The sequence below is a fragment of the Actinoplanes sp. SE50/110 genome, from assembly GCF_900119315.1.
GTDB lineage: Bacteria > Actinomycetota > Actinomycetes > Mycobacteriales > Micromonosporaceae > Actinoplanes.
On the sequence record NZ_LT827010.1, the window covers coordinates 2,019,873 to 2,043,433 of the forward strand.

Annotated in this window: 26 protein-coding genes; 13 read left to right on the plus strand and 13 right to left on the minus strand. The window is 71.9% G+C overall.

Annotation, left to right across the window (positions count from 1 at the left end):
- Positions 1-6: 6 nt before the first annotated feature.
- Positions 7-813 carry an SDR family NAD(P)-dependent oxidoreductase gene (locus ACSP50_RS09070; protein WP_014688867.1) on the minus strand — a complete coding sequence of 269 codons (807 nt, stop codon included), beginning with the start codon at positions 811-813 and terminating at the stop codon, positions 7-9.
- A gap of 535 nt (positions 814-1,348) precedes the next feature.
- Between ACSP50_RS09070 and ACSP50_RS09080 the strand changes: the two genes are divergently transcribed.
- Positions 1,349-2,266 (plus strand): serine protein kinase RIO, encoded by a 918-nt coding sequence (locus tag ACSP50_RS09080; protein ID WP_014688868.1) that lies wholly within the window; start codon positions 1,349-1,351, stop codon positions 2,264-2,266.
- 218 nt (positions 2,267-2,484) lie between these two features.
- Here ACSP50_RS09080 and ACSP50_RS09085 read toward each other — a convergent pair whose 3' ends face one another.
- Positions 2,485-2,733 (minus strand): DUF2630 family protein, encoded by a 249-nt coding sequence (locus ACSP50_RS09085; RefSeq protein WP_014688869.1) that lies wholly within the window; start codon positions 2,731-2,733, stop codon positions 2,485-2,487.
- 307 nt (positions 2,734-3,040) lie between these two features.
- On the opposite strand from ACSP50_RS09085, the gene ACSP50_RS09090 reads away from it, so the two are divergent.
- On the plus strand, positions 3,041-3,439 hold the full coding sequence (locus ACSP50_RS09090) for a hypothetical protein (RefSeq protein WP_014688870.1): 399 nt from the start codon (positions 3,041-3,043) through the stop codon (positions 3,437-3,439).
- A 111-nt stretch (positions 3,440-3,550) separates the two neighbouring features.
- Here the strand turns inward: ACSP50_RS09090 and acnA are convergent, their stop codons facing one another.
- Positions 3,551-6,337 carry an aconitate hydratase AcnA gene (gene acnA / locus ACSP50_RS09095; RefSeq protein ID WP_043511073.1) on the minus strand — a complete coding sequence of 929 codons (2,787 nt, stop codon included), beginning with the start codon at positions 6,335-6,337 and terminating at the stop codon, positions 3,551-3,553.
- 190 nt (positions 6,338-6,527) lie between these two features.
- Between acnA and ACSP50_RS09100 the strand changes: the two genes are divergently transcribed.
- Positions 6,528-6,917, plus strand: coding sequence for a hypothetical protein (locus tag ACSP50_RS09100; protein WP_014688872.1), 390 nt, complete (start codon positions 6,528-6,530; stop codon positions 6,915-6,917).
- 207 nt (positions 6,918-7,124) lie between these two features.
- A complete protein-coding gene (locus tag ACSP50_RS09105; protein ID WP_014688873.1) occupies positions 7,125-7,613 on the plus strand; it encodes a hypothetical protein in 489 nt (162 codons plus the stop codon).
- A 38-nt stretch (positions 7,614-7,651) separates the two neighbouring features.
- On the opposite strand, the gene ACSP50_RS09110 is transcribed toward ACSP50_RS09105, so the two are convergent.
- Both ACSP50_RS09110 and ACSP50_RS09115 read right to left on the minus strand, forming a co-directional pair.
- The gene (locus tag ACSP50_RS09110; protein ID WP_014688874.1) at positions 7,652-9,124 is read right to left on the minus strand and encodes an aminopeptidase P family protein; all 1,473 of its coding nucleotides are present in this window, start codon (positions 9,122-9,124) and stop codon (positions 7,652-7,654) included.
- Between the two features lie 36 nt (positions 9,125-9,160).
- Positions 9,161-9,715, minus strand: a complete 555-nt coding sequence (locus ACSP50_RS09115) for a superoxide dismutase family protein (protein ID WP_014688875.1) — start codon at positions 9,713-9,715, stop codon at positions 9,161-9,163.
- A 106-nt stretch (positions 9,716-9,821) separates the two neighbouring features.
- Here ACSP50_RS09115 and ACSP50_RS09120 point away from each other — a divergent pair, with 106 nt between their 5' ends.
- On the plus strand, positions 9,822-10,757 hold the full coding sequence (locus tag ACSP50_RS09120) for a carbohydrate kinase (RefSeq protein WP_014688876.1): 936 nt from the start codon (positions 9,822-9,824) through the stop codon (positions 10,755-10,757).
- Between the two features lie 21 nt (positions 10,758-10,778).
- On the opposite strand, the gene ACSP50_RS09125 is transcribed toward ACSP50_RS09120, so the two are convergent.
- Genes ACSP50_RS09125 through ACSP50_RS09140 form a run of 4 tightly spaced genes read right to left on the minus strand, consistent with a single transcriptional unit; the run spans position 10,779 to position 13,279 of the window.
- Positions 10,779-11,171: a thioesterase family protein gene (locus ACSP50_RS09125; RefSeq protein ID WP_014688877.1), complete on the minus strand. Its 393-nt coding sequence runs from the start codon at positions 11,169-11,171 to the stop codon at positions 10,779-10,781.
- Between the two features lie 9 nt (positions 11,172-11,180).
- Positions 11,181-12,563, minus strand: a complete 1,383-nt coding sequence (locus ACSP50_RS09130; RefSeq protein ID WP_014688878.1) for a PH domain-containing protein — start codon at positions 12,561-12,563, stop codon at positions 11,181-11,183.
- Positions 12,560-13,063 carry a PH domain-containing protein gene (locus ACSP50_RS09135; RefSeq protein WP_014688879.1) on the minus strand — a complete coding sequence of 168 codons (504 nt, stop codon included), beginning with the start codon at positions 13,061-13,063 and terminating at the stop codon, positions 12,560-12,562. Before ACSP50_RS09135 ends, ACSP50_RS09130 begins: the two co-directional genes overlap by 4 nt.
- A gap of 3 nt (positions 13,064-13,066) precedes the next feature.
- Entirely contained in the window at positions 13,067-13,279 is a 213-nt protein-coding gene (locus ACSP50_RS09140; RefSeq protein WP_099344016.1) for a hypothetical protein, read from the minus strand.
- A gap of 302 nt (positions 13,280-13,581) precedes the next feature.
- Between ACSP50_RS09140 and ACSP50_RS09145 the strand changes: the two genes are divergently transcribed.
- From ACSP50_RS09145 to ACSP50_RS09155, 3 genes are read left to right on the plus strand one after another with little or no spacing between them, the layout of a single operon-like run.
- A complete protein-coding gene (locus ACSP50_RS09145) occupies positions 13,582-14,760 on the plus strand; it encodes a MoxR family ATPase (protein ID WP_014688881.1) in 1,179 nt (392 codons plus the stop codon).
- The gene (locus tag ACSP50_RS09150; protein WP_014688882.1) at positions 14,757-15,704 is read left to right on the plus strand and encodes a DUF58 domain-containing protein; all 948 of its coding nucleotides are present in this window, start codon (positions 14,757-14,759) and stop codon (positions 15,702-15,704) included. The genes ACSP50_RS09145 and ACSP50_RS09150 overlap by 4 nt, the downstream gene beginning before the upstream one ends.
- On the plus strand, positions 15,701-16,651 hold the full coding sequence (locus tag ACSP50_RS09155) for a VWA domain-containing protein (RefSeq protein ID WP_014688883.1): 951 nt from the start codon (positions 15,701-15,703) through the stop codon (positions 16,649-16,651). Before ACSP50_RS09150 ends, ACSP50_RS09155 begins: the two co-directional genes overlap by 4 nt.
- Positions 16,652-16,675: 24 nt before the next feature.
- Here ACSP50_RS09155 and ACSP50_RS41670 read toward each other — a convergent pair whose 3' ends face one another.
- From ACSP50_RS41670 to ACSP50_RS09165, 3 genes are all read right to left on the minus strand, one after another.
- Positions 16,676-16,816, minus strand: coding sequence for a hypothetical protein (locus tag ACSP50_RS41670; protein WP_155123458.1), 141 nt, complete (start codon positions 16,814-16,816; stop codon positions 16,676-16,678).
- Positions 16,817-17,077: 261 nt separating this feature from the next.
- Positions 17,078-17,725, minus strand: coding sequence for a response regulator transcription factor (locus ACSP50_RS09160; RefSeq protein ID WP_014688884.1), 648 nt, complete (start codon positions 17,723-17,725; stop codon positions 17,078-17,080).
- Entirely contained in the window at positions 17,722-18,894 is a 1,173-nt protein-coding gene (locus tag ACSP50_RS09165) for a sensor histidine kinase (protein ID WP_014688885.1), read from the minus strand. The genes ACSP50_RS09160 and ACSP50_RS09165 overlap by 4 nt, the downstream gene beginning before the upstream one ends.
- A 107-nt stretch (positions 18,895-19,001) precedes the next feature.
- On the opposite strand from ACSP50_RS09165, the gene ACSP50_RS09170 reads away from it, so the two are divergent.
- Genes ACSP50_RS09170 through ACSP50_RS09185 form a run of 4 tightly spaced genes read left to right on the plus strand, consistent with a single transcriptional unit; the run spans position 19,002 to position 22,349 of the window.
- On the plus strand, positions 19,002-19,706 hold the full coding sequence (locus tag ACSP50_RS09170) for a beta-ketoacyl-ACP reductase (RefSeq protein ID WP_014688886.1): 705 nt from the start codon (positions 19,002-19,004) through the stop codon (positions 19,704-19,706).
- A 32-nt stretch (positions 19,707-19,738) separates the two neighbouring features.
- Complete coding sequence (gene fabI, locus ACSP50_RS09175; protein ID WP_014688887.1) at positions 19,739-20,506, plus strand: enoyl-ACP reductase FabI; 768 nt, start codon at positions 19,739-19,741, stop codon at positions 20,504-20,506.
- A 20-nt stretch (positions 20,507-20,526) separates the two neighbouring features.
- Positions 20,527-21,573 carry a ferrochelatase gene (locus ACSP50_RS09180; RefSeq protein ID WP_014688888.1) on the plus strand — a complete coding sequence of 349 codons (1,047 nt, stop codon included), beginning with the start codon at positions 20,527-20,529 and terminating at the stop codon, positions 21,571-21,573.
- Entirely contained in the window at positions 21,498-22,349 is an 852-nt protein-coding gene (locus ACSP50_RS09185; RefSeq protein WP_043511076.1) for an HAD-IIA family hydrolase, read from the plus strand. The genes ACSP50_RS09180 and ACSP50_RS09185 overlap by 76 nt, the downstream gene beginning before the upstream one ends.
- A 32-nt stretch (positions 22,350-22,381) precedes the next feature.
- Here ACSP50_RS09185 and ACSP50_RS09190 read toward each other — a convergent pair whose 3' ends face one another.
- Positions 22,382-22,960, minus strand: coding sequence for a signal peptidase I (locus tag ACSP50_RS09190; RefSeq protein WP_157432768.1), 579 nt, complete (start codon positions 22,958-22,960; stop codon positions 22,382-22,384).
- Positions 22,961-23,070: 110 nt separating this feature from the next.
- On the opposite strand from ACSP50_RS09190, the gene ACSP50_RS09195 reads away from it, so the two are divergent.
- Positions 23,071-23,559, plus strand: coding sequence for an NUDIX domain-containing protein (locus tag ACSP50_RS09195; protein WP_014688891.1), 489 nt, complete (start codon positions 23,071-23,073; stop codon positions 23,557-23,559).
- The last annotated feature ends 2 nt before the right edge of the window (positions 23,560-23,561 follow it).

Consider the following 23,561-nt stretch of genomic DNA (forward strand, 5'->3'; position numbering starts at 1 on the left):
GCCGGTTCAGTAGTGGATCGGGCCGATGAGGCCACCGCCGACCGTGACGGCGTCGCCGGTGATGGCCACGCTGCGCGGCGAAGCGAGGAAGGTCACCACGTCGGCCACCTCCTCGGCGGTCACCTCGCGGCCGATCGCGGTCCGCTCGGCCCGGCGCCGTTCGGCCTCGTCGACGGTGACGCCCCACTGCTCGGCGGCCGCCGCGATCAGCGCGGGCGTGCGCTCGGTGACGGTGGCGCCGGGGTGCACGACCGTGACGTTGACACCGTGCCGGCCGAGTTCGTCGGCGAGGTTCTTGGTGAGCGCGGCCACACCGATGTTGCGGGCGGTCGCGACGAAGTCGCCGCTGAGCCGGGCGGCCAGGCCGGAGATGTTGATGATCCGGCCCCAGCCCTGGGCGATCAGGTCGGGCGCCACGGCGCGGGCGGTGCGCAGATATCCCAGCACCTTGACATTGACCGCGTCGACGAACTGCCGGTCGGTGGTCTGCGACGGCGTGATCGGGCCACCCGGCCCGCCGCCGGGCACCGCCGCGTTGTTGACCAGAATGTCGATGCCCCCGAGCTGCTCGCGAACCCGCTGCACACCGGCCCGCACCGACGCGTCGTCACCGGTGTCGAGCCGCACCGTGACGATCCGCCCGGGATGGCCCGCCGCCGCCAGTTCGGCGGCGGCCTTGGCCAGCCGTTCCCCGTCACGTGCGACGATCGCCACATCGGCTCCCTCGGCGAGCAGCGACCGCGCGATGCGCAGCCCGATCCCCCGGCTGCCCCCGGTCACCAGTGCCCGCTTACCGGCGAGTTGCAAATCCATCGATAGTCTCCTCAGCTCCGTCAAACCATATCGCCCATAGGTTAAATAGGTTTATACATCTGTCGACGACCGCCGTCGCCCGACCCATGCCCCCGCCCCCTCCGCCCGCCCTCGGTTCGCCGGCGCCCTCCGCCCGCCGCGCCTTCCGGCGCCCGCCCGCCGCGCTTTCCGTCGCCGCCGCGCTGCCCCGACCCCGCGCGGCCTGGCCCGTGTCGCGGGTTCGGTGGCGGCGTGTCCTGAGGCGGCGGGCCGGCGGTCGTGCCGGTCGAGCCTGTCGTCCTGTCCTGTCGGGGGCCTGCTCCCGCCGTTGTCTCGGGGCGGGGCTGGGCTGGGCTGTGGACGGGCGGCGGTAAATGGGTTGCGGGTGGCGGTGGGGTCGGGGAGAGTCGGCGGCGCGTGGCGGTGTGGGTGCCGTTGCGGATTCCGGCTGTGAGGGTCGGAGCGAGAGAGAAGGGGGTGGCCAAGAAATGGCTGTCTTTGTGATGCCTGCTGTCCCGGCTTCCCGGAAAACTTCTTTCGCTGAGGAGACCCTCCAGTGCGCGAGCACGACACCTACGGTCCGACGACGATGCGCCGTGGCCGCCGCAAGTTCGATGATGACGAAGCAAGCTTTGTGAAATCCGGCCGGCTGGAGCCGGCCCTCAAAGAGGATCCCGACCTGCCCGAGGTCGGTGACAACTGGTCCAGCTGGGACGGTGCTCTGCACGGTCCGCAGCCCCGGCCTGACTGGGTGCGCACCGAGCACGGCGCGGTCGACACCGAGCTGGGTGTGCTGAAAACCGGTAAGGAAGCGGATGTCTTCCTGGTCCGGCGGTGGCTGCCGGCGACCGGGGAGACCAGCATGCTGGCCGCCAAACGGTACCGGGACGGCGAGCACCGGATGTTCCATCGGGATGCCGGCTATCTCGAAGGCCGCCGGGTGCGTCGTTCCCGGGAGATGCGGGCGATGACGAACCGGACCGCGTTCGGCAAGGAGATGATCGCCGGTCAGTGGGCGGCCGCCGAGTTCGACGCGCTCGGCCGGCTGTGGCAGATCGGGCAGGAGAGCGGCCTGGTCTGTGTGCCGTACCCGGTGCAGCTGTCCGGCACCGAGGTGATGCTGGAATTCATCGGCGACTGGGAGACCGGCGAGGCCGCCCCGCGGCTGGCCCAGCTCCGCTCCGGGGACGGCGACCTGGAAAGTCTGTGGCAGCAGATGACCGACGCACTGTCGGTGCTGGCCCGCGCCCAGGTGGCCCACGGCGACCTGTCGCCGTACAACACCCTGGTCCGCGACGGCCGTCTGGTCCTGATCGACCTGCCCCAGATCGTCGACGTGGTCGCGAATCCGCGCGGTGCCGAGTTCATCGCCCGGGACGTCACCAACGTCGCCGGCTGGTTCCGTTCGCGGGGACTCCCGGTCGATCCGGAAGCGCTGACCGCCCGCCTGCTGTTCGAGGCGGGCCTGCAGTGAGGCGGCTGCCCCGGCCCGGCCGCCGCCGGTGCTGCCCCACCGGCGCCTCGCCGCTGCTCGGCTGCCGCCGCCCGGCATCGCGCCCACCCGGGTCCCACCCACGGCGCCGGTGACCTGATCCCGGTTCGCGATCGCCGCATCAGACCGGCCTCCCTCCGCGGCATCGCTGACCGGAACCCGTTCGCGGTCGCCGCAACAGGTCGGCGACCGCGGTCGGGTCACTGCAGGTAGCTCTCCACCTCGCTGACGCTGTGCGCCTTCTCCGCCTCCGGGTCGTTGCCGGTCTCCCGGGCGGCCCGGCGCCGGCGCAGCAGGTCCCAGCACTGGTCGAGAGCCTCTTCCAGCTCCTTGAGGCGGGCGTGCTCCTCGGTCGAGGAAATCTTGCCCTGGCCCAGCTCGCTGCGGAGCTGGTGCTCCTCCTCGACCAGGCCGTGAATGCGGTTCAGCACGCTGTTGTCATCCGTCATACCCGAAGCCTATTCACCGGAGTGCCGACGGTGGCGCCGGGCCACGCGTGTTCGCCGTCGCAGACCGTGATCGACGCCGCCCTTGCCCACCGTCCGTTCGCTCCCTGCCCGTGTCGAGGTGCCCGGCAAAGGGAGGTGGCCCGGGGTTGTCTCGTGGCCGGCGCAGGGCCGGGGTTGCGGGCGCCGGGGCGGCCGGGATCGCCGCGGGACGAGATCTCGGGAGTGGACCGGGCGCTGCAACCGGGCGGTTGACCGCGGACTCCCGGGTGGGCCCGGATGTTCGACGGCGCGTCGTTACGGTGGGGTGGTGAACGATGACGAGCCGGTGGAGCTCCGGCCGATTCTCCGTGATCTGCGTGTCGCCTCGCCGATGCGGGTCACCGTGGCGGAGACGACAGGGCGGGGGAGCGGCGGGGCGGCAGCTTCCGGGCAGCCGGAGTTCTGGCTGCGGGTGGCGGGCGCTTCGGGGCTCGTCGGTCATGTGCCGCATCCGGCGGATCCCCTGTACCAGCGGGTGGCCACGGCGGCCGATCAGCTGCACGACTGGCTTCTGGAATGCCTACCGGAACTGGGACTCCCGGCAGTCTGGCCGGAATGCCCGGAACATCCCGCCACCCACCCGCTGACGGTCGGGATCGCGGACGACGTCCCGGTCTGGAAATGCCCGCGTACCGGAACGGTCCACGCCGAGCTCGGAGCGCTCTAGCCGAGGTTGCCCGGGGAACGCCGGAAAGGGAGAGCGCCCCGCCCTCCCTGGGGAGAGCGGGGCGCCGCCGCATCAGTGGGTCGAGGAGCGACCCGCCGGTTCAGCAGATCTTCAGCCGCGCAGCATCTTGCGCAGCACGTACTGCAGGATGCCGCCGTTGCGGTAGTAGTCCGCCTCGCCGGGCGTGTCGATCCGGACGACCGCGTCGAACGTGATGCCCGTGTCGGTGGTGACCTTGACGGTGCGCGGCGTGGTGCCGTCGTTGAGGCCGGTGACGCCCTCGAAGGAGAACGTCTCGGTGCCGGTCAGGCCGAGCGACTCGGCGTTCTGGCCCTGCGGGAACTGCAGCGGCAGGACGCCCATGCCGATCAGGTTGGAGCGGTGGATGCGCTCGTAGCTCTCGGCGATGACGGCGCGGACGCCGAGGAGCATGGTGCCCTTGGCGGCCCAGTCGCGGGAGGAGCCGGAACCGTACTCCTTGCCGGCCAGGATGACCAGCGGGACGCCGGCCTCCTTGTAGGCGACCGAGGCGTCGTAGATGGTGGTCTGCTCGCCGGTCAGGTGGTTGACCGTGAAGCCGCCCTCGACGCCGGGAACCAGCTGGTTGCGGAGGCGGATGTTGGCGAACGTGCCGCGGATCATGACCTCGTGGTTGCCGCGGCGGGAGCCGTAGCTGTTGAACTCGGCGCGCGGGACGCCGTGCTCGGTGAGGTACCTACCGGCCGGGGAGTCCGCCTTGATCGAGGACGCCGGGGAGATGTGGTCGGTGGTGACCGAGTCGCCCAGCTTGGCCAGGACCCGTGCGCCCGAGATGTCGGCGACGGGCGCCGGCTCGGCGGCCATGCCCTCGAAGTACGGGGGCTTGCGGACGTACGTGGAGTCTCCGGCCCAGGCGAACGTGTCACCGGTCGGGGTGGGCAGTGACTGCCACTGCTGGTCGCCGGCGAAGACGTCCTGGTAGGCGGCGGAGAAACCCTCGGCGCCGATCGCCTGGGCGATCACCTCGTCGATCTCCTGCGCGGACGGCCAGATGTCGTTCAGGTAGACCGGCTTGCCGTCCGACCCGGTGCCGAGCGGCTCGGTGGTGATGTCGATGTCCATCGAACCGGCCAGCGCGTACGCGACGACCAGCGGCGGGGACGCCAGGTAGTTCATCTTGACGTCCGGGTTGATCCGGCCCTCGAAGTTCCGGTTGCCGGAGAGCACCGAGACCGCGGTGAGGTCGGCCTCGTTGATCGCGGCCGAGATCTCCTCGGGCAGCGGACCGGAGTTGCCGATGCAGGTGGTGCAGCCGTAGCCGACCAGGTTGAAACCGATCTTGTCCAGGTACGGCGTGAGGCCGGCCCGGTCGTAGTAGTCGGAGACGACCTTGGAGCCGGGGGCGAGGGTGGTCTTGACCCACGGCTTGCGGGTCAGGCCCTTCTCGACCGCCTTCTTGGCGAGCAGCGCGGCGCCGATCATCACCTGCGGGTTCGAGGTGTTGGTGCAGGAGGTGATGGCGGCGATCACGACGGCGCCGTGGTCCAGCTCGTACTCCACGCCGTCGTCGCCCTTGACCCGGGTGGGCTTGGAGGTGCGGCCGGTGGCGCCGAGCGCGGCACTGAACAGGTGCGGCTTGTCGGCCTCGTCGTCGACGCCGTTGGCCGGCGCGTCGGAGGCCGGGAAGGACTCCTCGCTGGCCTCGTCGGCGTGGCCGTGCGGCGCGGCGTAGTTCGGCAGCGCGTCGCGGAACGCCGACTTGGCCGCGCTGAGCAGCACCCGGTCCTGCGGCCGCTTCGGGCCGGCGAGCGACGGGACGATCGTGGAGAGGTCGAGCTCGAGCTTCTCCGAGTAGTCCGGCTCGGCGTTCGGGTCGAGCCACAGGCCCTGCCGCTTGGCGTACGCCTCGACCAGGGCGACCTGCTGCTCGGTGCGGCCGGTCAGCTTGAGGTAGTCGATGGTCTGCGAGTCGATCGGGAAGATCGCGACGGTCGAGCCGTACTCCGGCGACATGTTGCCGATGGTGGCCCGGTTCGCCAGCGGCACGGCGCTCACGCCGGGGCCGTAGAACTCGACGAACTTGCTGACCACGCCGTGCTTGCGCAGCATCTCGGTGATGGTCAGCACCAGGTCGGTGGCCGTGGTGCCGGCCGGCGCCTCGCCGGACAGCTTGAAGCCGACCACGCGCGGGATCAGCATGCTGACCGGCTGGCCGAGCATCGCGGCCTCGGCCTCGATGCCGCCGACGCCCCAGCCCAGCACCCCCAGGCCGTTGACCATGGTGGTGTGCGAGTCGGTGCCCACCACGGTGTCCGGGTACGCCTGGCCGTTGCGCTCCATGATCGTGCGCGCCAGGTACTCGATGTTGACCTGGTGCACGATGCCGGTGCCCGGCGGGACGACCTTGAACTCGTTGAACGCGGTCTGGCCCCAGCGCAGGAACTGGTAGCGCTCGCGGTTGCGCTGGTACTCCAGCTCGACGTTGCGCTGGAAGGCGTCCGCACGGCCGAACAGGTCGGCGATCACCGAGTGGTCGATGACCAGCTCGGCCGGGGCGAGGGGGTTGACCTTGGTGGCGTCGCCGCCCAGGTCCTTGACGGCCTCCCGCATGGTGGCCAGGTCGACCACGCAGGGGACGCCGGTGAAGTCCTGCATCAGCACCCGTGCCGGGGTGAACTGGATCTCGACGCTGGGGTCGGCGTTCTGGTCCCAGTTGCCGAGCGCGCGGATGTGGTCGGCGGTGATGTTCGCGCCGTCCTCCGTGCGGAGCAGGTTCTCCAGGAGGATCTTCAAGGAGTAGGGCAGCCGGTCGTGGCCCTCCACCTTGTCGATCTCGAAAATCTCGTAGCTCGCGTCTCCGACGCGCAGCTCGCTCTTCGCACCAAAGGTGTCGAGGCTGGCCACCGTCATCTCCTTCACACCCAGCGACTGGAAGTCAAGTCTTTCGCACCGAAAGGGCGACCTTCGGGTTAGGTTTGCCTAACTCTCGGTTGTGCGTGTCCGGTAAACCGTACGTCCGTCTTGCTAGCCATCGCAAGGCGGGGTCCACGTGCTGATCCTTCCAGCCGTCCACGTTTGGTTCCGTCGATTCCCGGGAACGCGCCACGCCATGACGACCCAGGCGGATCTGGATCAGCTCACCGACTTCTTCGGCCGCTACGGCGCGGCGCTCACCATCGGCGACGTGGTCGGCATCGCAGGCTGTCACGCCCTGCCCGGGATGGTGGTGGCCGACTCGTACAGCTTCACGTTCAGCTCGCCGGCCGCCGTCGCGCTCTCCTTCCTGGGCGCCGCGCCCACCTATCGGGAACAGCGGATCGTCGCGGCGCATGCGCAGATCCTCGGGGTGCAGCGGATCTCGGCGGCGCTCGCCATGGTCGAGGTGGAGTGGGAGTACCTGGACAGTGAGGGTGGGGCGGTCCCCGGCGAGCGGTACCGGTACCTGGTCCGGATCGGGGCCGACGGCCCGCTGATCACCACGGTGATCGCTTCCCGCTGACACCCGGCGGCAACGAGTCCCGGCACGGGCGCCTCCGCGCGGCTCCGGCCTCGCTCGGATGCGGGGACGGGGTCGAGGTTCTGCCCATCGGGATCAGGTGCGGCGCGGCGGTCCTTCGTCGGGTGCGCCCGGAGAGCCGGAGGTCGATGAAGGCTGGTGCTACATTGCGCCGCATGCCGTCCGTGGGGCGGCAGAGTGGAGGTTGCGGTGCGGTTCCAGCGGGTCCTGTGCGCGGTTGCCCTGACCGGGCTGGTGGCCGGCTGCACCTCCACCGCCCCCGACGAGCCGAAGTTCACCCAGCCGTCGGTGGCCGCCTCGGCGCCGCCCTGGACTGAGCCGGACGCGTATTCCTATGTGCTGACCCGGGGCTGCGACGCGGCCAAGCCGGCCGGGCGTTACCGGGCGAAGGTGCGCGCCGGGCAGGTGGCCGGCGCGACCCGGATCGGGACGCCGGATGCGCCGAACCCGTCGGCCGACGTCGATCTGGGCCCGGTCACCGGCGAGCAGGGTGAGGAGATCGACGTGCCGACCCTGGCCGGGCTGCTGGAGATGGCGCGGACCACCGCGGACGACGGTGGTCAGGTGACCACCGAGTTCGACGTCAAGGACGGCCACCCGGTCCGGGTCACCCTGAACACGACCGGCGCCGCGGACGGGGCCGAGTGCTGGAGCGTCAGCGACTACCGGATCGGGTAGCTCACCGGTGCGACGCGTCGCACCGGTGAGCGGAGTCCTCAGCCGGGCAGGCGCGGGCCGGCCTCGCGCTGTGCCGCCAGCCACGACTCGACCTCGGCAGAGGTACGGGGCAGGCCGTCCGACAGGTTGCGGCAGCCGTCCGCGGTGACCACCACGTCGTCCTCGATCCGGATGCCGACGCCGCGCAGCTCGGCCGGGACCAGCTCGTCCTCGGGCTGGAAGTACAGCCCGGGCTCGACGGTCAGCACGTAGCCCTCGGCGAGCGGACCGTCCCGGTACGTCTCGTTCCGCGCGTTCGCGCAGTCGTGCACGTCGATGCCGAGCATGTGGCCGAAGCCGTGCAGGGTCCACCGACGGTAGACGGTGCTGTCCTCGGCCATCGCCTCGTCGACGCTGACCGGGAGCAGGTCCAGGTCGTGCAGACCCTCGGCGAGCACCCGCATGCACGCCTGGTGCACGTCCTTGAACAGCACACCGGGACGGATCGCGTCCATCCCGGCCTGCTGCGAGGCGTGGACGATGTCGTACACCTGGCGCTGCAGGGGGGTGAACGTGCCGGAGACCGGGACCGTGCGGGTCACGTCGGCGGTGTAGAAGTTGTGGCCCTCCACGCCCATGTCCATCAGCAGCAGCTCGCCCGGCGTGGTCACGCCGGTGTTGCGGACCCAGTGCAGGATCGTCGCGTGCGCGCCGGCGCCGACGATCGAGCCGTAGCCCAGGTCGTTGCCGTCGTGTCGGGCGCGCAGCCCGAAGACGCCCTCCAGCAGCCGCTCCTTGACCCCGCGGTCGGCCGGCAGGACCCGGGCCACGTCCTCGAAGCCGAGCACCGTGGCGTCGATCGCGGCCTGCAACTGGGCGATCTCCCACTCGTCCTTGACCAGCTTCAGCTCGGAGAGCACCCAGGCCAGCTCGCGGTCGCGGGGTTTGGCCCGGTCGGGCTCGTAGGCCAGCACGGTCCGGTCGACGTTCGGGTCGAGGCCGCGCAGCACCCGGGTGCGGCCCGGGGCGGACTGGGCCAGCGCCGAGCCCAGGTGGCCCAGCGAGGCGGTCTCCAGGCCCAGCTCGGTCGATTTCTCGGCGAGCGTGTGGGTGCGGCCGATCCACAGCTCGCCGTTGCGGTCGCGGAAGAAGCGGTCGCTCTCCTTGGAGTTGCGCTCCCGGGTGAACAGCACCGCCTCGTGGCCGGACGCGGTCGGGTGCAGGATCAGCACGCTGTCCGGATCACGGTCGCCGGTCAGGTAGAAGAAGTCGCTGCCCGGGCGGAACGGGTAGTCGGTGTCGTTGGCGCGCACCTTCTCGTTGCCGCTCGGGATGATCAGCGTCTCGCCGGGGAACGCCTCGGAGAGCGCGGCACGGCGCTTGGCGTAGTTCGGCACCTCGGGCAGCGGGGCGACCGCGATCGGGTCCTCGCGCCAACCGGTGCGCATGAACGCCAGGAACGCCTCCGGGAAGGCCGGGTCGTGGGACTCCGTCTTGGGGGCGGGCTGTGTGCCGCCGTCCTGCTGCGCCATCGTGGGGTGCCTCCGTTCACTAGCGGTAGGCCGACGTTACCGCCCACCGGTGCCGTTGCCGAACGGCAGGTTCAGGCAACCGACCCGGGCCCCGGCGGTGCCGGCCGTGCCCGGCCCGGTCCGGGTCGGCTCGGCGTGCAGGATCAGCGAGCGGGGCGGCTGCTCGTGGGCGAACATCCAGTGCTGCTCGCGACGGACCACCGCGCCGCCGTGCGCGTCGGCGGTGAAGTCCAGCCAGATCTCGTTCGACGGGTTGGCGTACCGCGGATCGCCGTCGCCGGCCGCGGCCGGAGCGTGGTGGTGCTGGAAGTGTGGGCCGGCCGCCGACGGATTCTTCCCACAGCCGGCGACGTGCATGTGCGCGCCGTAGGTGTGGCCCGGCACCAGGCCGGTGACCTCCAGACGGATCCACAGGTTCTGCCCGGTGGAGCTGAACTCGACCAGGGCGGTGGCGCCCGGCGGGACCAGCGCGGCATCGTAGGTGATCGCCTGGCGGCCGGCTTTCCAGGGCAGGAAGACGGCCGGCCCGGGAGCCGGGACGGCCATCCCCATGCTGAGGCCGGCCAGGACGGTGGGCAAGATGCGGAACATCCCGCAATTGTCTCAAAAGCGGATTTATCCGGTGACAGAACCTCAGGCTGGATTTCCCCGCGCGCTCGCGCGAGGCTTTCGGCATCGAAGGCGGAGAGGACACGGCATGGGGTACGCGGTGGTGCTGGGCGAAGCGCTGATCGATCTGCTGGAGGCTGAGCGCGGCGGCGAGTTGATCTATCGGCAGGCGATCGGTGGCGCGCCGCTCAACGTGGCGGTGGCGGTGGCCCGACTCGGCGGCCGGGTGGAGTACGCCGGCACGCTCGGCACGGACGTACTCGGCGACCGGATCGCCGCCTTCCTGGCCGAGGCCGGCGTCGGTGCCGCCGGGGTGCGCCGGGTCGCGGTGCCGACCACGCTCGCGGTGACCACCTTCCAGGGCGCCGAGCCGGCGTTCACCTTCTACGGCGAGCCGCCGTCGTACGCCCTGCTCACCGCGGACGATCTGGACCCGGCCACGCTGGCCGGCGGGGACCTGCTCTACACCGGGTCGATCTGCCTGCTCCGCGAGCCGTTCCGGACGGCCGCCCGGCGGGCGTGGGCGGACTTCACCGGATTGCGGGTCTTCGATCCCAACGTACGCCCGAAGCTGCTGCCCGACGCGGCCGCCGTGACCGCCCTGCGCGACCTGGTCGAGGAGTTCTTCGCCACGGCCGACCTGGTGAAACTCAGCTCGGCCGACGTCGAGCTGCTCTACGGCGACGCCGATGTGGCCGCCGCGGCGCGGCGGATCCGGGCGCTGGGTGCCGGCGCGGTCGTGGTCACCTGCGGGGCCCGCGGCGCGCACATCGCCGCGGCCGGTGACGCGGTGCTGGTGCCGGCCCCGGTGGTGGCCGCGGTCGACGCCACCGGCGCCGGGGACTCGGTGATGGGTGCGCTGGTCAGCCGGCTGCTGGCCGAGGGCCGCCCGGCGGATGCGGCCGGCTGGCGGCGGCAGGTGCGTTTCGCGCTCGCGGTGGCCGCGCTGGTCTGCGAACGCCCGGGCGGCGCCACCGCGATGCCGACCCCGGCCGAGGTGACCGCCCGCTGGGGCGAGCTTTGAGCCCGACCCCGCCGGACCGGCTCAGTCGCCGAGCGCCTTGGCGATGAAGCGCTGCCGGTCGACGATCGCGCGGTCGATCCGGACCTCGGCGATCACGGTGGCGCCGTCGCGCACCGTCACGTCGAAGGCCAGCGTGCGCCCGTCCACCCGGGTCAGTGCGGCCTGGGCGGTCACCGTCCGGCCGACGGCGGCCGGAGCGTGGTGGTCGATCGCGGCACGGACGCCGACGGTGGTGATGCCGCCGGGCAGGTGGCGGGCGGTGGCGGCGACCGTGGCGGCCTCGGCCAGCGCCAGAACCCGGGGCGTGGCCAGCACCGGGACGTCACCGGACCCGAGGGACTGGGCGGTGTCGGCATCGGTGACGGTCAACTCGACCCGGGCGCTGAGGCCGGGAGCGAACTCCGGGAGCTCCATGCCGACAGCTTAGGCCGGTGCCGGGCGTTGCCAGGGGGAGTCGTCGGCCGGCTGACCGCCGGCCGGCGCCGGGGCGGGCACCGCGGCGGGGCCGGGACGGCGGGCGTGGCGGGCCCGGCGGGCCAGCTCGTCGGCGAGCGCCCACGCCTCGGCCAGGTCACGGTCGCGGGCCACGCCGGAGCGTCCGCCGGCCGCGTCCGCGTACACCGTGGCGACCCGCAGCAGGCGCTGCAGCGGACCCTGCTCGACCCGGACGCTCTGCAGCCGGGCGTACGGCACCACCGTCATCTCCCGGGACACCCGGCCGCCGCGGGTGACCAGCACGTCGGGGTGCAGGCCGACGCCCATGAAGCGCAGCTCGAACGGGTGCAGCCAGCGGACCCGCGGCGGCGGCGGGGAGGTGGCCAGGGTGGCCAGGTCGACGCCGGGCAGCACGGCGCCAATCAGCAGCCGGGCGGCGGCCGGGTCACCGACCGGGAGCAGCCGGTCCGAGCCGCTGTCCCGGCCGTGCTCCGGGTTGTGATAACCGGCGACGTCGAGCTGCAGGTGCAGCCAGCCGGTCAGCCGCCACAGGAACGGCCAGGTGACCCGGACCGCCTGCACCCGGTGCAGCGGCACCACCTGGCTGCGGGTCTCGGTCAGGCCGTAGCGCAGCAGCAGCCGGCCGCCGGCGTCGCGGGCCAGCCGGAAATCCCAGTCGCGCAGCACCCGACGGATCGGCTGGAGCAGCACCCCGGCCATCGCGGTGACGGTGCTGGCGATCCCGATGAAGGTCCACGACCCCTCCATCACGAACTGGGTGATCACCCAGGCGACGCCGATCGGCAGCAGGAAGGCCTGCGGGGTGAGCAGCTGACTGAACAGCAGCTGCCGGTTGCGTACCGCCAGAAGGAGATTCTCCTGGGGGACCGCGGGCAGCGGGAGGGGAGCCGACCCGGAGAGGGACAGCAGTCGCTCGCGCAGCGCCGCGGCCTCCCGCACGCTCAGGTAGGCCAGCGGGGCCTCCGCCTTGTTCCCGCCGACCACCTCCAGGCGCAGCTCGGCCAGGCCGGTGAGCTGGGCCAGCAGCGGGCGGCGCAGCTCCACCGACTGCAGGCGGTCGAGCGGGATGGCCCGGTGCCGGCGCCACAGCAGCCCGTCGCTGATCCGCAGCTCGCGGGCGACCACCTGATAGCCGGTGTTCCACCAGCCGACCGCTGAGAAGATCACCGCGCCGACCGCGATGGCGAGCACGACCAGCGCGAAGTGGGCCAGCCCGAGCTGGCGCAGGGTCTGCCAGGAGAGTGCCGCGATCATCACGGCGAGGGTCTTGGCGCCGTGCAGCAGCGGGCTGAGCGGGTGCAGCCGGCGTCGCACCCCGGCCTGCTCCGTGGTGGTCCCGGTGGCGGTCACAGGCCCTCGGCCCGGTCCTCGCCGAGGGTGGTGAGCCGGTCGCGCAACCGGGCCGCCTCCTCGTGCGGCAGGCCGGGCACCCGGGCGTCGCTGGCCGCCGCGGCGGTGTGCAGCTGCACGGTGGCCAGGCCGAAGGCGCGCTCGATCGGGCCGGCGGTGACGTCGACGTACTGCATCCGGGCGTACGGGACGATGGACAGCGTGCGGACCAGCAGTCCGTGCCGGACCATCAGGTCGTTGTCCCGCTCGGCGTATCCCCAGGCGCGGACCGCGCGGATCGCGACGACGGCCCGCCAGACGCCGATCAGCAGCACCCCGCCGATGCCGGCCAGCCAGCCCCACTGGCGCAGGAACAGCCAGGCGATGCCGAGGCCGAGCACCAGGACCGTCTGCCAGACGGCGAGCCCGAGCAGTTCCACAGTGATCAGTTTGCGGGAGACCGGGCGCCACTGGACCGTGTCCGGCCAGGGCTGCAGGGCATCGATCGGCGGCGTGCTCACACCCTAGAGCGTAGGAGACGACTCGAAAGCCGTCACTTCCCGCAGGAACGAGCGGGCTTCGAGGAACGCGCCGAGGGAGACCCGGTGCTCGTCGCAGGCCAACCAGGTCTTGCGGTATTCCGGTGCGTGCAGCTTGGGATTGTTCCAGAGTAGTTGCCAGGCCGCCGACGCACGGCAACCTTTGGCGGAGCACTGCGGGGAGAGTTCCTCAACCATGTCGACCAACATAAGGGAAACGACTCGGGAGAAATAAAAGAGTGTTATGCGCCGGGCGGCCACGGGGGAAGCCGCCCGGCGACGAGGTAAATGCTACACGGTTCACAGACTTCCGTATCCACCCGGTGAGCGTGCCCGTTCCGGCGGATCGCGCAGAAAGATCAACATGTTCGGCCGATAGTGCCCTGGGCTGCGCGGATCCCCGGGATGGCGGGGAGTGGTCTCTATGCTTCCAGGAACGTCGTGTAAGTCTTGACCGTCGGCATCCGCGCCGGCGGACAGGTGACCGTTGTGGAGGACCGGTGGCGCAGCCCAGCACGCCCGAGACCGAGACCACCCCGGAGGGGGCCGCCCCGGTTCCGCCGGCGCACGACGCGTCGCAGCTGGAGCGGGCGATGTTCGAGGTCAAGCGGGTCATCGTCGGCCAGGACCGGATGGTCGAGCGGATGTTCGTGGCGCTGCTGGCCCGCGGTCACTGCCTGTTGGAGGGCGTGCCCGGGGTGGCCAAGACCCTCGCGGTGGAGACCCTGGCCAAGGTGGTCGGCGGCACCTTCTCCCGGGTGCAGTTCACCCCCGACCTGGTCCCGGCCGACATCGTCGGCACCCGGATCTACCGGCAGAGCAACGAGAAGTTCGACGTCGAACTCGGCCCGGTCTTCGTCAACTTCCTGCTGGCCGACGAGATCAACCGGGCCCCGGCCAAGGTGCAGTCGGCGCTGCTCGAGGTGATGGCCGAGCACCAGGTGTCGATCGGCGGCAAGAGCCACGAGGTGCCCGACCCGTTCCTGGTGATGGCCACCCAGAACCCGATCGAGCAGGAGGGTGTCTACCCGCTGCCCGAGGCGCAGCGCGACCGCTTCCTCATGAAGATCATCGTGGGCTACCCGACCGATGCCGAGGAGCGCGAGATCGTCTACCGGATGGGGGTCAGCGCGCCGGAGCCCAAGCAGGTCTTCACCCCGGACGACCTGCTCGCCCTGCAGCGCCGCGCCGACCAGGTGTTCGTGCACAACGCGCTGGTCGACTACACGGTCCGGCTGGTGCTGGCCACTCGCGCCCCGGCCCAGCACGGCATGCCCGACGTCGCCCAACTGATCCAGTACGGCGCCTCGCCGCGCGCCTCGCTCGGCATCGTCCGCGCCACCCGGGCGCTGGCCCTGCTCCGCGGCCGGGACTACGCGCTGCCGCAGGACCTGCAGGACGTCGCGCCGGACATCCTGCGCCACCGCCTGGTGCTCAGCTACGACGCGCTCGCCGACGACGTCCCGGCCGACCAGATCGTGGCGCGGATCATGCAGGCCGTGCCGATGCCGTCGGTCGCCTCCCGGCAGGGCGCCGCGCCGGCCGGCGGCACGCCGCCGCTGCCGCCGGGCCCGCCGCAGCCGGTCGGCGCCCCGGCCTTCCCGCAGAGCGGCGCCCCGGCCTTCCCGCAGAGCGGCGCCCCGGCCTTCCCGCAGAGTGGCGGCTGGCCGCACCCGTGAGCCTGCCCGCCACGCCGCCACCGGCGCCGCCCGAGGAGGCGGCCCGAGCCGAGGCCGTGCTCGCCCGCCTGCAGCTGCTGGTCACCCGGAAACTCGACGGCCTGCTCCAGGGCGACTACGTCGGCCTGCTGCCCGGTCCGGGCACCGAGGCCGGCGAGTCCCGGGAGTACCGTCCCGGCGACGATGTGCGCCGGATGGACTGGCCGGTCACCGCCCGCACCACGCTCCCGCACGTGCGCCGCACGGTGGCCGACCGGGAGCTGGAGACGTGGATGGCGATCGACCTGTCGGCCAGCCTCGACTTCGGCACCGCCAAGTGGCTGAAGAAGGACCTGGTGATCGCCGCGGCCACCGCGATCACGCACCTGAGCGCCCGGGGCGGCAACCGGGTGGGCGCCGTGGTCGGCACCGGCACCGGCACCGGCGGCGACGTGGTGCGGATGCCGGCCCGGCCGGGCCGCAAGGAGGCGCAGGGGCTGCTGCGCGGGATCGCCCGCACCGCGATCCGGCCCGGGCGCACCGACCTGGGCGCCCTGATCGACACGCTGAACCGGCCACCCCGGCGGCGCGGTGTGGCCGTGGTGATCTCCGACTTCCTGGCCCCGGTGGACGGCTGGGCCCGCCCGGTGCGCCGGCTCGGCGTCCGGCACGACGTGCTGGCCATCGAGGTGGTCGACCCGCGGGAGCTGGAGCTGCCGGACGTCGGCGTGCTGGCCCTGATGGACCCGGAGACCGGCGCGCTGCACGAGGTGCAGACCGCCGATCCGAGACTGCGGGAGCGGTACGCGGCGGCGGCCGGCGAGCAGCGCGCCGCGATCGCCCGCACCCTGCGCGCGGCCGGCGCCGCCCACCTGCGCCTGCGCACCGACACCGACTGGCTGCTGGACATGGTCCGCTTCGTGGCCGCCCAACGACACGCACGCACCCGGGGGACCACTCGATGATCCGTTTCCTGGCTCCGTGGTGGCTGCTGACGCTGCTGCCCGTCCTGGCCGTCGCCGGCGCCTACGTGTGGCGGCAGCTGCGCCGCAAGTCGTTCGCGATCCGCTTCACCAACGTCGACCTGCTGCGCACCCTCGCACCGAAGGGGCTGGGCTGGCGCCGGCACGTGTCGGCGGTCGCGTTCCTGCTGATGATGGCGGCGCTGGCGTGCTCCACGGCGCGGCCGTCGGTGGACACCAAGCAGCCGCTGGAGCGGGCGACCGTGATGCTGGCCATCGACGTGTCGCTGTCGATGCAGGCCGACGACGTGGCCCCGACCCGGATCCAGGCGGCGCAGGAGGCGGCCAAGGCGTTCGTCAACGAGCTGCCGCCCACCTACAACCTGGGCCTGGTGTCCTTCGCGAAGGCGGCGAACGTGCTGGTCGCGCCGACCAAGGACCGGTCCGAGGTGCTGGCCGGGATCGACTCGCTGACCCTGGCCGAGGCGACCGCGACCGGGGAGGCGGTGTTCACCTCACTGGACGCGATCCGCTCGGTGCCCGGGGACGGGGCGAACGGCGCGCCGCCGGCCCGGATCGTGCTGCTCTCCGACGGGTACCGCACCTCCGGCCGCTCGATCGAGGACGCCGCGACCGCGGCCGCCGGGGCGAACGTGCCGGTCAGCACGATCGCCTTCGGCACCGACACCGGCGTGGTCGACATCCGCGGCCAGCTGCAGCGGGTGCCGGTGGACCGGCTCTCGCTGCAGGAGCTGGCCGACCGGACCAAGGGCTACTTCTACGAGGCGGCCTCGGTGAGCGAGCTCAAGAAGGTCTACCAGGACATGGGCAGCTCGATCGGGCACCGGACGCAGCCGCGCGAGGTAACCCAGTGGTACGCCGCGACGGCCCTGCTGCTGGCGCTGATCGGCGCCGCGACGAGTCTGCTGTGGACGTCGCGGCTGCCGTGAAGCCGTGCGAGCCGGCCGAGCCGGTCAGGCGTTGTGCGAGGTCAGGACGAAGAGCAGGACGACCCAGGCGGTCATCACGGTGAAGCCGAGGGGAGCGATCAGGTTCTTCATGGTGGGGCCACCTACTTCCGCAGCGTGACGGGCGGGGAGAGAACACGCGGTCACGTCGCGGCCATGCCCACTCCCGGTGGTGTCGCGGCGCACACGACACGACCGGCCACCCTGGGGTCAGGGTGCGTCCGGTGGAGTGGGTGGGAGATCTGGTCAGCGGTCAGAAGCGCTGACGAGCGTCCCGGCCACGACTAGGAGGATCGCTATCTCGCACAGCGATCACCTCCGTCGGTCGTCGGGCCTGGGAACCGTCGTGGACTGTACCCCTTAAGCGCCACTTAAGAAAAATCAGGTGTCGAGGAACACCCGGACGGGTCACTCCCCGGCCGCGACCAGGCCGGTCTCGTAGGCGAAGACCACCGCCTGCGCCCGGTCGCGGAGCGCGAGTTTCATCAGGATCCGCCCGACATGCGTCTTGACCGTCTGCTCGGCCACCACCAGGTCGGCGGCGATCTCCTGGTTCGACCGGCCGCGGGCGATCAACCGCAGCACCTCGGTCTCGCGCGGGGTGAGCGCGTTCAGCGCGACCGGGCGGGGCCGGTCGGCGCGCGGGCGGGCGGCGAAGTCGGCGATCAGCCGGCGGGTCACCGACGGGGCCAGCAGCGCCTCACCGGCGGCCACCACGCGGACCGCCTGCACCAGGTCGGCGGCGGGGGCGTCCTTGAGAAGGAAGCCGCTCGCGCCGGCGCGCAGCGCCTCGTACACGTAGTCGTCGAGGTCGAAGGTGGTCAGGATCAGGATCCGCGGGCCGCCGGCCAGCCGCCGGGTGGCTTCCAGGCCGTCCATCACCGGCATCCGGATGTCCATCAGGACCACGTCCGGATTCAGCTCGCGGGCGGCGGTGACCGCGGCCGCGCCGTCCGCCGCGTCCCCGACCACCAGCACGTCCGGCTGGGCGGCCAGCAGCGCGCCGAAACCCTGGCGCACCATCGCCTGGTCGTCGGCGATCAGTACCTTGATCATCGGGTCTCCGGCTGCCGGGGGATGCGGGCCAGCACCCGGTACGCCCCGGCGCCGTCCGGCCCGGCGGACAGCTCGCCGCCGAGCAGAGCCACCCTCTCACGCATCCCGATCAATCCGTGTCCCGGCCGGTGTCCCGGTTCCGGCGGCGTGGTCAGCTCGTTGGTGACCGACAGCTCCAGGTCGTCGCCGGCGGCGCGGGCGGTCAGCCGCACCGGGCCGCCCGGCGCGTGCCGGGCCGCGTTCGCCAGCGCTTCCTGAGCTATCCGGTACGCCGCCAGCCCGGCCGCCTCGCCCACCCCGGCCACCTCGCCCAGCTCGCCGGTGACCGGCAGCCCGGCCCGGCGCGCGGTGATCACCAGGGCGGCGATCTCGGCGTACCCCGGCTGCGGCGCCCGGTCCGCCTCCTGGTGCTCGGCACGCAGCACGCCGAGCAGCCGTCGCATGTCCGCGAGGGCCTCGCGGGCCGCTCCGGCGATCGACGCCAGCTCGTCGCGGGCCTCGTCGGGCAGAGCCGGCAGCCGGTAGGGGGCGGTCTCGGCCTGTACCGCGATCATCGACATGTGGTGCGCCACCACGTCGTGCATCTCCCGGGCGATCCGGGTGCGCTCCTCCAGCACCGCCCGTTTCGCGCGTTCCTGCTCATTCAGCTCGGTCTGCTCGGCGAGCAGCTCGCGGGTGCGGCGGCGGTGCGAGGCGATGTTCCCGAGCGCGGTGATCGCCACGATCAGCACCGCGGCGCCCCCGGAGTTCGCCCCGCCGAGCAGCAGCACCGCGATCACGGTGAGGGTGGTGGCCCCGAGCGTGACCGGGGAGGCGCTGACCGCGGCGAGCCGGCCCAGCACGAACAGCGTGGCCAGGATCTGCACGGCGTTCCACGGCCAGGGGTCGCCGGGCGCGTGGTCGACCCAGCCCAGGAAGATCATCAGGAAGGTGAGCCGCCAGGCGTTCACCGGCCACCGGTACGACACCGCGACCGGCAACACCGATCCCACCGCGATGATCCCGACCAGCAGGGCCGGGATCTCCCGGGTCGTGCTGAGCTCCTCCCACGCCGCCAGACCCAGACTGACCAGCACGAACAGGATCAGCGGGAGGGTGAACCGGAGGCGCCCGCGGACCGGCGGACGGGCGGTCTCGCGGCCGACCGCGAGCCGGACCAGCGGCCCCATTGCCCCGTTTCGCCGCCTCGGGCCAGTAGTCTCCATCCCCAGCAGGGTAAGGCGCTGTGCGGGCCATGTCGTGACCCTGTGGTACCCCCTACCTAAGGAGTAGCGCTGTGCCTCGCACCGTGTTGGTGACCGGCGGGAACCGCGGGATCGGGCTGGCCATCGCCCAGGCCTTCGCCAAGCAGGGCGACCGCGTCGTGATCACCCACCGTGGCTCGGGCGCGCCCGAGGGCCTGTTCGGCGTGCAGTGCGACATCACCGACGCCGCGTCGGTCGACGCCGCGTTCAGCTTCGTGGAGGCCGAGATCGGCCCGATCGAGGTGCTGGTCGCCAACGCCGGGATCACCGACGACACGCTGCTGCTGCGGATGTCCGAGGAGCAGTTCGAGCGGGTCCTGGACACCAACCTGACCGGCGCCTTCCGGGTCGCCAAACGGGCCAGTGGCAAGATGCTGCGGGCCAAGTGGGGCCGGATGATCTTCATCTCCTCGGTGGTCGGCCTGTACGGCGGTCCCGGCCAGGTGAACTACGCCGCGTCGAAGGCGGGCCTGGTCGGCATGGCCCGTAGCATCACGCGGGAGCTGAGCACGCGGAACATCACGGCGAACGTGGTGGCGCCCGGCTTCATTCAGACCGAGATGACCGACGTCTTGCCCGACTCGCGCAAGGCCGAGATCATCAAGGCCGTCCCGGCCGGTCGTCTCGCCAGCCCGGAAGAGGTCGCCGCGGCGGTGACCTTCCTGGCGAGCGACAGTGCGGCGTACATCTCGGGCGCCGTGCTCCCCGTCGACGGGGGCTTGGGGATGGGGCACTGAGTTTTTCCGAGAATTCTTTTCAGGAGAGAATGTTGTCTGGACTGCTGGCCGGTAAACGGCTGCTCGTCACCGGCGTCATCACCGACGCCTCGATCGCCTTCTCGGTGGCGAAGCTCGCGCAGGAGAACGGCGCCACCGTCGTGCTCACCGGCTTCGGCCGGCTCTCGCTGGTGGAGCGGATCGCCAAGCGGCTCCCCGAGACCGCTCCGGTCATCGAGCTGGACGTGACCAACCAGGAGCACCTGGACGCGCTGGCGTCCCGGGTCCGCGAGCACGTCGACGGGCTGGACGGCGTTGTCCACTCGATCGGCTTCGCCCCGCAGAGCGCCCTCGGCGGCACCTTCCTCGAGACCCCGTGGGAGGACGTGGCACAGGCGCTGCACGTCTCGACGTACTCCTACAAGTCGCTGGCGACCGCCTGTCTGCCGCTGATGGACCAGGGTGGCTCGATCGTCGGGATGACCTTCGACGCGACCAAGGCCTACCCGCTCTACGACTGGATGGGCGTGGCCAAGGCCGGGCTCGAGTCCGCCTCCCGGTACCTCGCGATGTACCTGGGCAAGCACGGGATCCGCAGCAACATCGTGTCGGCCGGGCCGCTGCGCACCATGGCGGCCAAGTCGATCCCGGGCTTCAGTGACTTCGAGGATGCCTGGACCCGGCGCGCGCCGCTGGGCTGGGAGCTGGAGAACCCGGAGCCGACCGCCCGCGCGGTCTGCGCCCTGCTCAGCGACTGGTTCCCGGCCACCACGGGTGAGATGGTGCACGTTGACGGGGGTTACCACGCCATCGCCGCTTAGTGCGGTGGCAGGATTGGCGGGTGGTTTACGACGCGTTCGTCCTGCTCTCCTTCGGCGGCCCCGAAAAGCCCGATGACGTGATGCCGTTCCTGCGCAACGTGGTGCGCGGGCGGGGCGTCCCGGACGAGCGCCTCGCCGAGGTGCGTGAGCACTACATGCACTTCGGCGGGGTCTCCCCGATCAACCAGCAGTGCCGCGACCTGCTCGCCGCGGTGCGGGCCGAGTTCGCCGGGCACGGCATCGACCTGCCGGCGTACTGGGGCAACCGCAACTGGCACCCGATGCTGGCCGACACCGTGGCCCAGATGCGCGACGACGGTGTCGAACGCGCCCTCGGCTTCGCCACCAGTGCGTACGGCGGATATTCGTCCTGCAAGCAGTATTGGGAGGACATCGCCGCGGCCCGCAAGGCGGTCGGGCCGAAAGCGCCGGTGATCATGAAGCTGCGGCAGTTCCACGATCATCCCGGCTTCGTCGAGCCGCACGCCGAGGCGGTCCGTGCCGCTCTGGGCACGCTCGACCCGGCCCGCCGGGCCAGCACCCGGATCGCCTTCACGGCCCACTCCATCCCGACCGGCATGGCCCGCAACGCCGGCCCCACCGGCGGCCGCTACACCGCCCAGCTGGAGGAGACCGCCCGGCTGGTCCAGGCCCGCGCCGCCGAGGACGTGCCGTGGGACCTGGTCTGGCAGAGCCGGTCCGGCCCGCCGCAGGTGCCGTGGCTGGAGCCGGACATCAACGACCACCTGACGGCCCTCGCCGAGAAGGGGATCACCGACGTGGTGGTCAGCCCGATCGGTTTCGTCTCCGACCACCTCGAGGTGCTCTGGGACCTGGACAACGAGGCCAGGGAGACCGCCGAGCGGCTGGGTCTGGGCTACGCCCGGGCCGCCACGCCGGGCGTCCACCCGCGGTTCGTCAGCATGGTGCGCGAGCTGGTCGAGGAGCGGCTGGGTGAGCAACCCCACAACCGGCTCGGTACGCTGCCGACCTGGGACGTCTGCCCGACGGAGTGCTGCCCCCCGGCGACCCGACCCTCCGCACCGCGACCTGGAGCCCCCGCATGAAGGAACGCAAGGCGATCGAGAGCTGGCTCACCGACATGGACGGTGTGCTCGTCCACGAGGGTGAGCCGGTGCCCGGCGCACCCGAGTTCGTGAACCGGATGAAGGCCTCCGGCAAGCCGTTCCTGATCCTCACCAACAACTCCATCTACACCCCGCGCGACCTGCAGGCCCGGCTCACCCGGATGGGCTTCGAGGTGGACGAGCAGTCGATCTGGACGGCCGCGCTGGCGACCGCGCAGTTCCTCGCCGACCAGCGGCCCGGCGGCACCGCGTACGTGATCGGTGAGGCCGGCCTGACCACCGCGATGCACGCGTCGGGGTACGTGCTGACCGAGTTCGACCCGGACTATGTGGTGCTCGGCGAGACCCGCACCTACAGCTTCGAGGCGATCACCAAGGCGATCCGGCTGATCAACGGCGGTGCCCGGTTCATCTGCACCAACCCGGACGCGACCGGCCCGTCCACCGAGGGCCTGCTCCCGGCGGCCGGCTCGGTGGCCGCGATGATCTCCCGGGCCACCGGGGTGAAGCCGTACTTCGTCGGCAAGCCCAACCCGATGATGATGCGTTCGGCGCTGAACGCGATCGGCGCGCACAGCGAGACCACCGCGATGATCGGCGACCGGATGGACACCGACGTCCTCTGCGGCCTGGAGGCCGGGCTGGAGACGATCCTGGTGCTCACCGGGATCAGCAGCCGGATGGAGAGCGAGACGTACCCGTACCGCCCGTCCCGGATCGTCAACTCGGTCGCCGACCTGATCGACGAGATCTGAGCCGAGCGTCCCGGCCGGTCGTCCGATCAGGGTCAGGTTGTCGGACGGCCGGCGGCCCTCGCCGTCCCCGCTCGGCGCCGGCCGGGCAGCGGAGGCCGGGCCGTGCGGCCCACCGACGTCAGCGCGCACAGCACCAGCAGGACCAGGCCGGTCACGATCAGCCGGAGATAGTCCCGCCGCACCCACCAGAGCACCGGCAGTCCCACGTACGGCACCCGTAGCCGACCCAGCCCGGTCACCGCGCTGCGCGGCACCGGCGCCGAGTCCACCACCCGGTTCGCGTCGCCCTTGGTGACCAGCATGCCGTGCTCGTCGATGGTGAGGATCCGGTGCAGGATCGGCCGCCGGGGCCGGCTCGGGTCGTGGAACCGGACCACGAACCCGGCGCGGATGTCCCGCGGCGCCGGCGGTGAGGTCACCACCACGTCGCCCGGCTGAATCGCCGGACACATCGAGCCGCTCATCACCACCGACGACGACCAGCCGAACAGCGGCGGGATCAGGGTGGACAGCAACAGGACGCCGCCGGCGGCCAGCAGGCCGGTCGCGCCGAGGGAGAACAACGCCGGGACGCCGCGGCGACGCCGGGCGGCCCGGCCGGGTGTGCGCACGATCTCATGCTCGCCCACGCCGGGCCCGCGTTGCCGCGGAGATGGACCATCATGACGATGGCGCCGCGCCGGTCCCTGGGCCAAAACCGCCATAAGGTACGTTCGGCCGCATGCCGGCGTGGGAAGAGTCTTACCTCGGGCAGCTGCGCGGGTCGGTCGGCCCGGAGCGGGTGCTGATCACCGTCGGGGCGCGTGCCGTACTGCGCGACCCCGGCGGCCGGGTGCTGCTGATCCGGCGCAGCGACAATGGGCGGTGGGCACTGCCGGCCGGGACCATGGAGTTGCGCCAGACGCTCGGCGAGTGCGCGATCCGGGAGGTCAGGGAGGAGACCGGGCTGACCGTGCACGCCATCACGCCGTTCGCCCTGTACTCCGGGGAGCAGCTGACGATCAGCGCGTACGGGCAGCCCTACCAGCACGTCACTCTCGCGGTGCGGGCCGACATCTGGTCGGGGGAGCTGCTGCGGGAGACCGACGAGACGATCGACGCGGCGTTCTACCCGGTCGGCGAGCTGCCCGAGACGGCCGGGCCGAACACCCGGCGGACTTTGGACGACCTGGCCCGCTTCGAGGCCGGCGCCCCGTTCACGCTGGCCTGAGG

Bases quoted from the DNA above. Each gene is read 5' to 3' on its own strand.
- ACSP50_RS09070 (WP_014688867.1), bottom strand. From the start codon at position 813: ATGGATTTGCAACTCGCCGGTAAGCGGGCACTGGTGACCGGGGGCAGC.
- ACSP50_RS09085 (WP_014688869.1), bottom strand. From the start codon at position 2,733: ATGACGGATGACAACAGCGTGCTGAACCGCATTCACGGCCTGGTCGAG.
- ACSP50_RS09100 (WP_014688872.1), top strand. From the start codon at position 6,528: ATGACGACCCAGGCGGATCTGGATCAGCTCACCGACTTCTTCGGCCGC.
- ACSP50_RS09110 (WP_014688874.1), bottom strand. From the start codon at position 9,124: ATGGCGCAGCAGGACGGCGGCACACAGCCCGCCCCCAAGACGGAGTCC.
- ACSP50_RS09115 (WP_014688875.1), bottom strand. From the start codon at position 9,715: ATGTTCCGCATCTTGCCCACCGTCCTGGCCGGCCTCAGCATGGGGATG.
- ACSP50_RS09120 (WP_014688876.1), top strand. From the start codon at position 9,822: ATGGGGTACGCGGTGGTGCTGGGCGAAGCGCTGATCGATCTGCTGGAG.
- ACSP50_RS09125 (WP_014688877.1), bottom strand. From the start codon at position 11,171: ATGGAGCTCCCGGAGTTCGCTCCCGGCCTCAGCGCCCGGGTCGAGTTG.
- ACSP50_RS09140 (WP_099344016.1), bottom strand. From the start codon at position 13,279: ATGGTTGAGGAACTCTCCCCGCAGTGCTCCGCCAAAGGTTGCCGTGCG.
- ACSP50_RS09155 (WP_014688883.1), top strand. From the start codon at position 15,701: ATGATCCGTTTCCTGGCTCCGTGGTGGCTGCTGACGCTGCTGCCCGTC.
- ACSP50_RS09160 (WP_014688884.1), bottom strand. From the start codon at position 17,725: ATGATCAAGGTACTGATCGCCGACGACCAGGCGATGGTGCGCCAGGGT.
- ACSP50_RS09165 (WP_014688885.1), bottom strand. From the start codon at position 18,894: ATGGGGCCGCTGGTCCGGCTCGCGGTCGGCCGCGAGACCGCCCGTCCG.
- ACSP50_RS09195 (WP_014688891.1), top strand. From the start codon at position 23,071: ATGCCGGCGTGGGAAGAGTCTTACCTCGGGCAGCTGCGCGGGTCGGTC.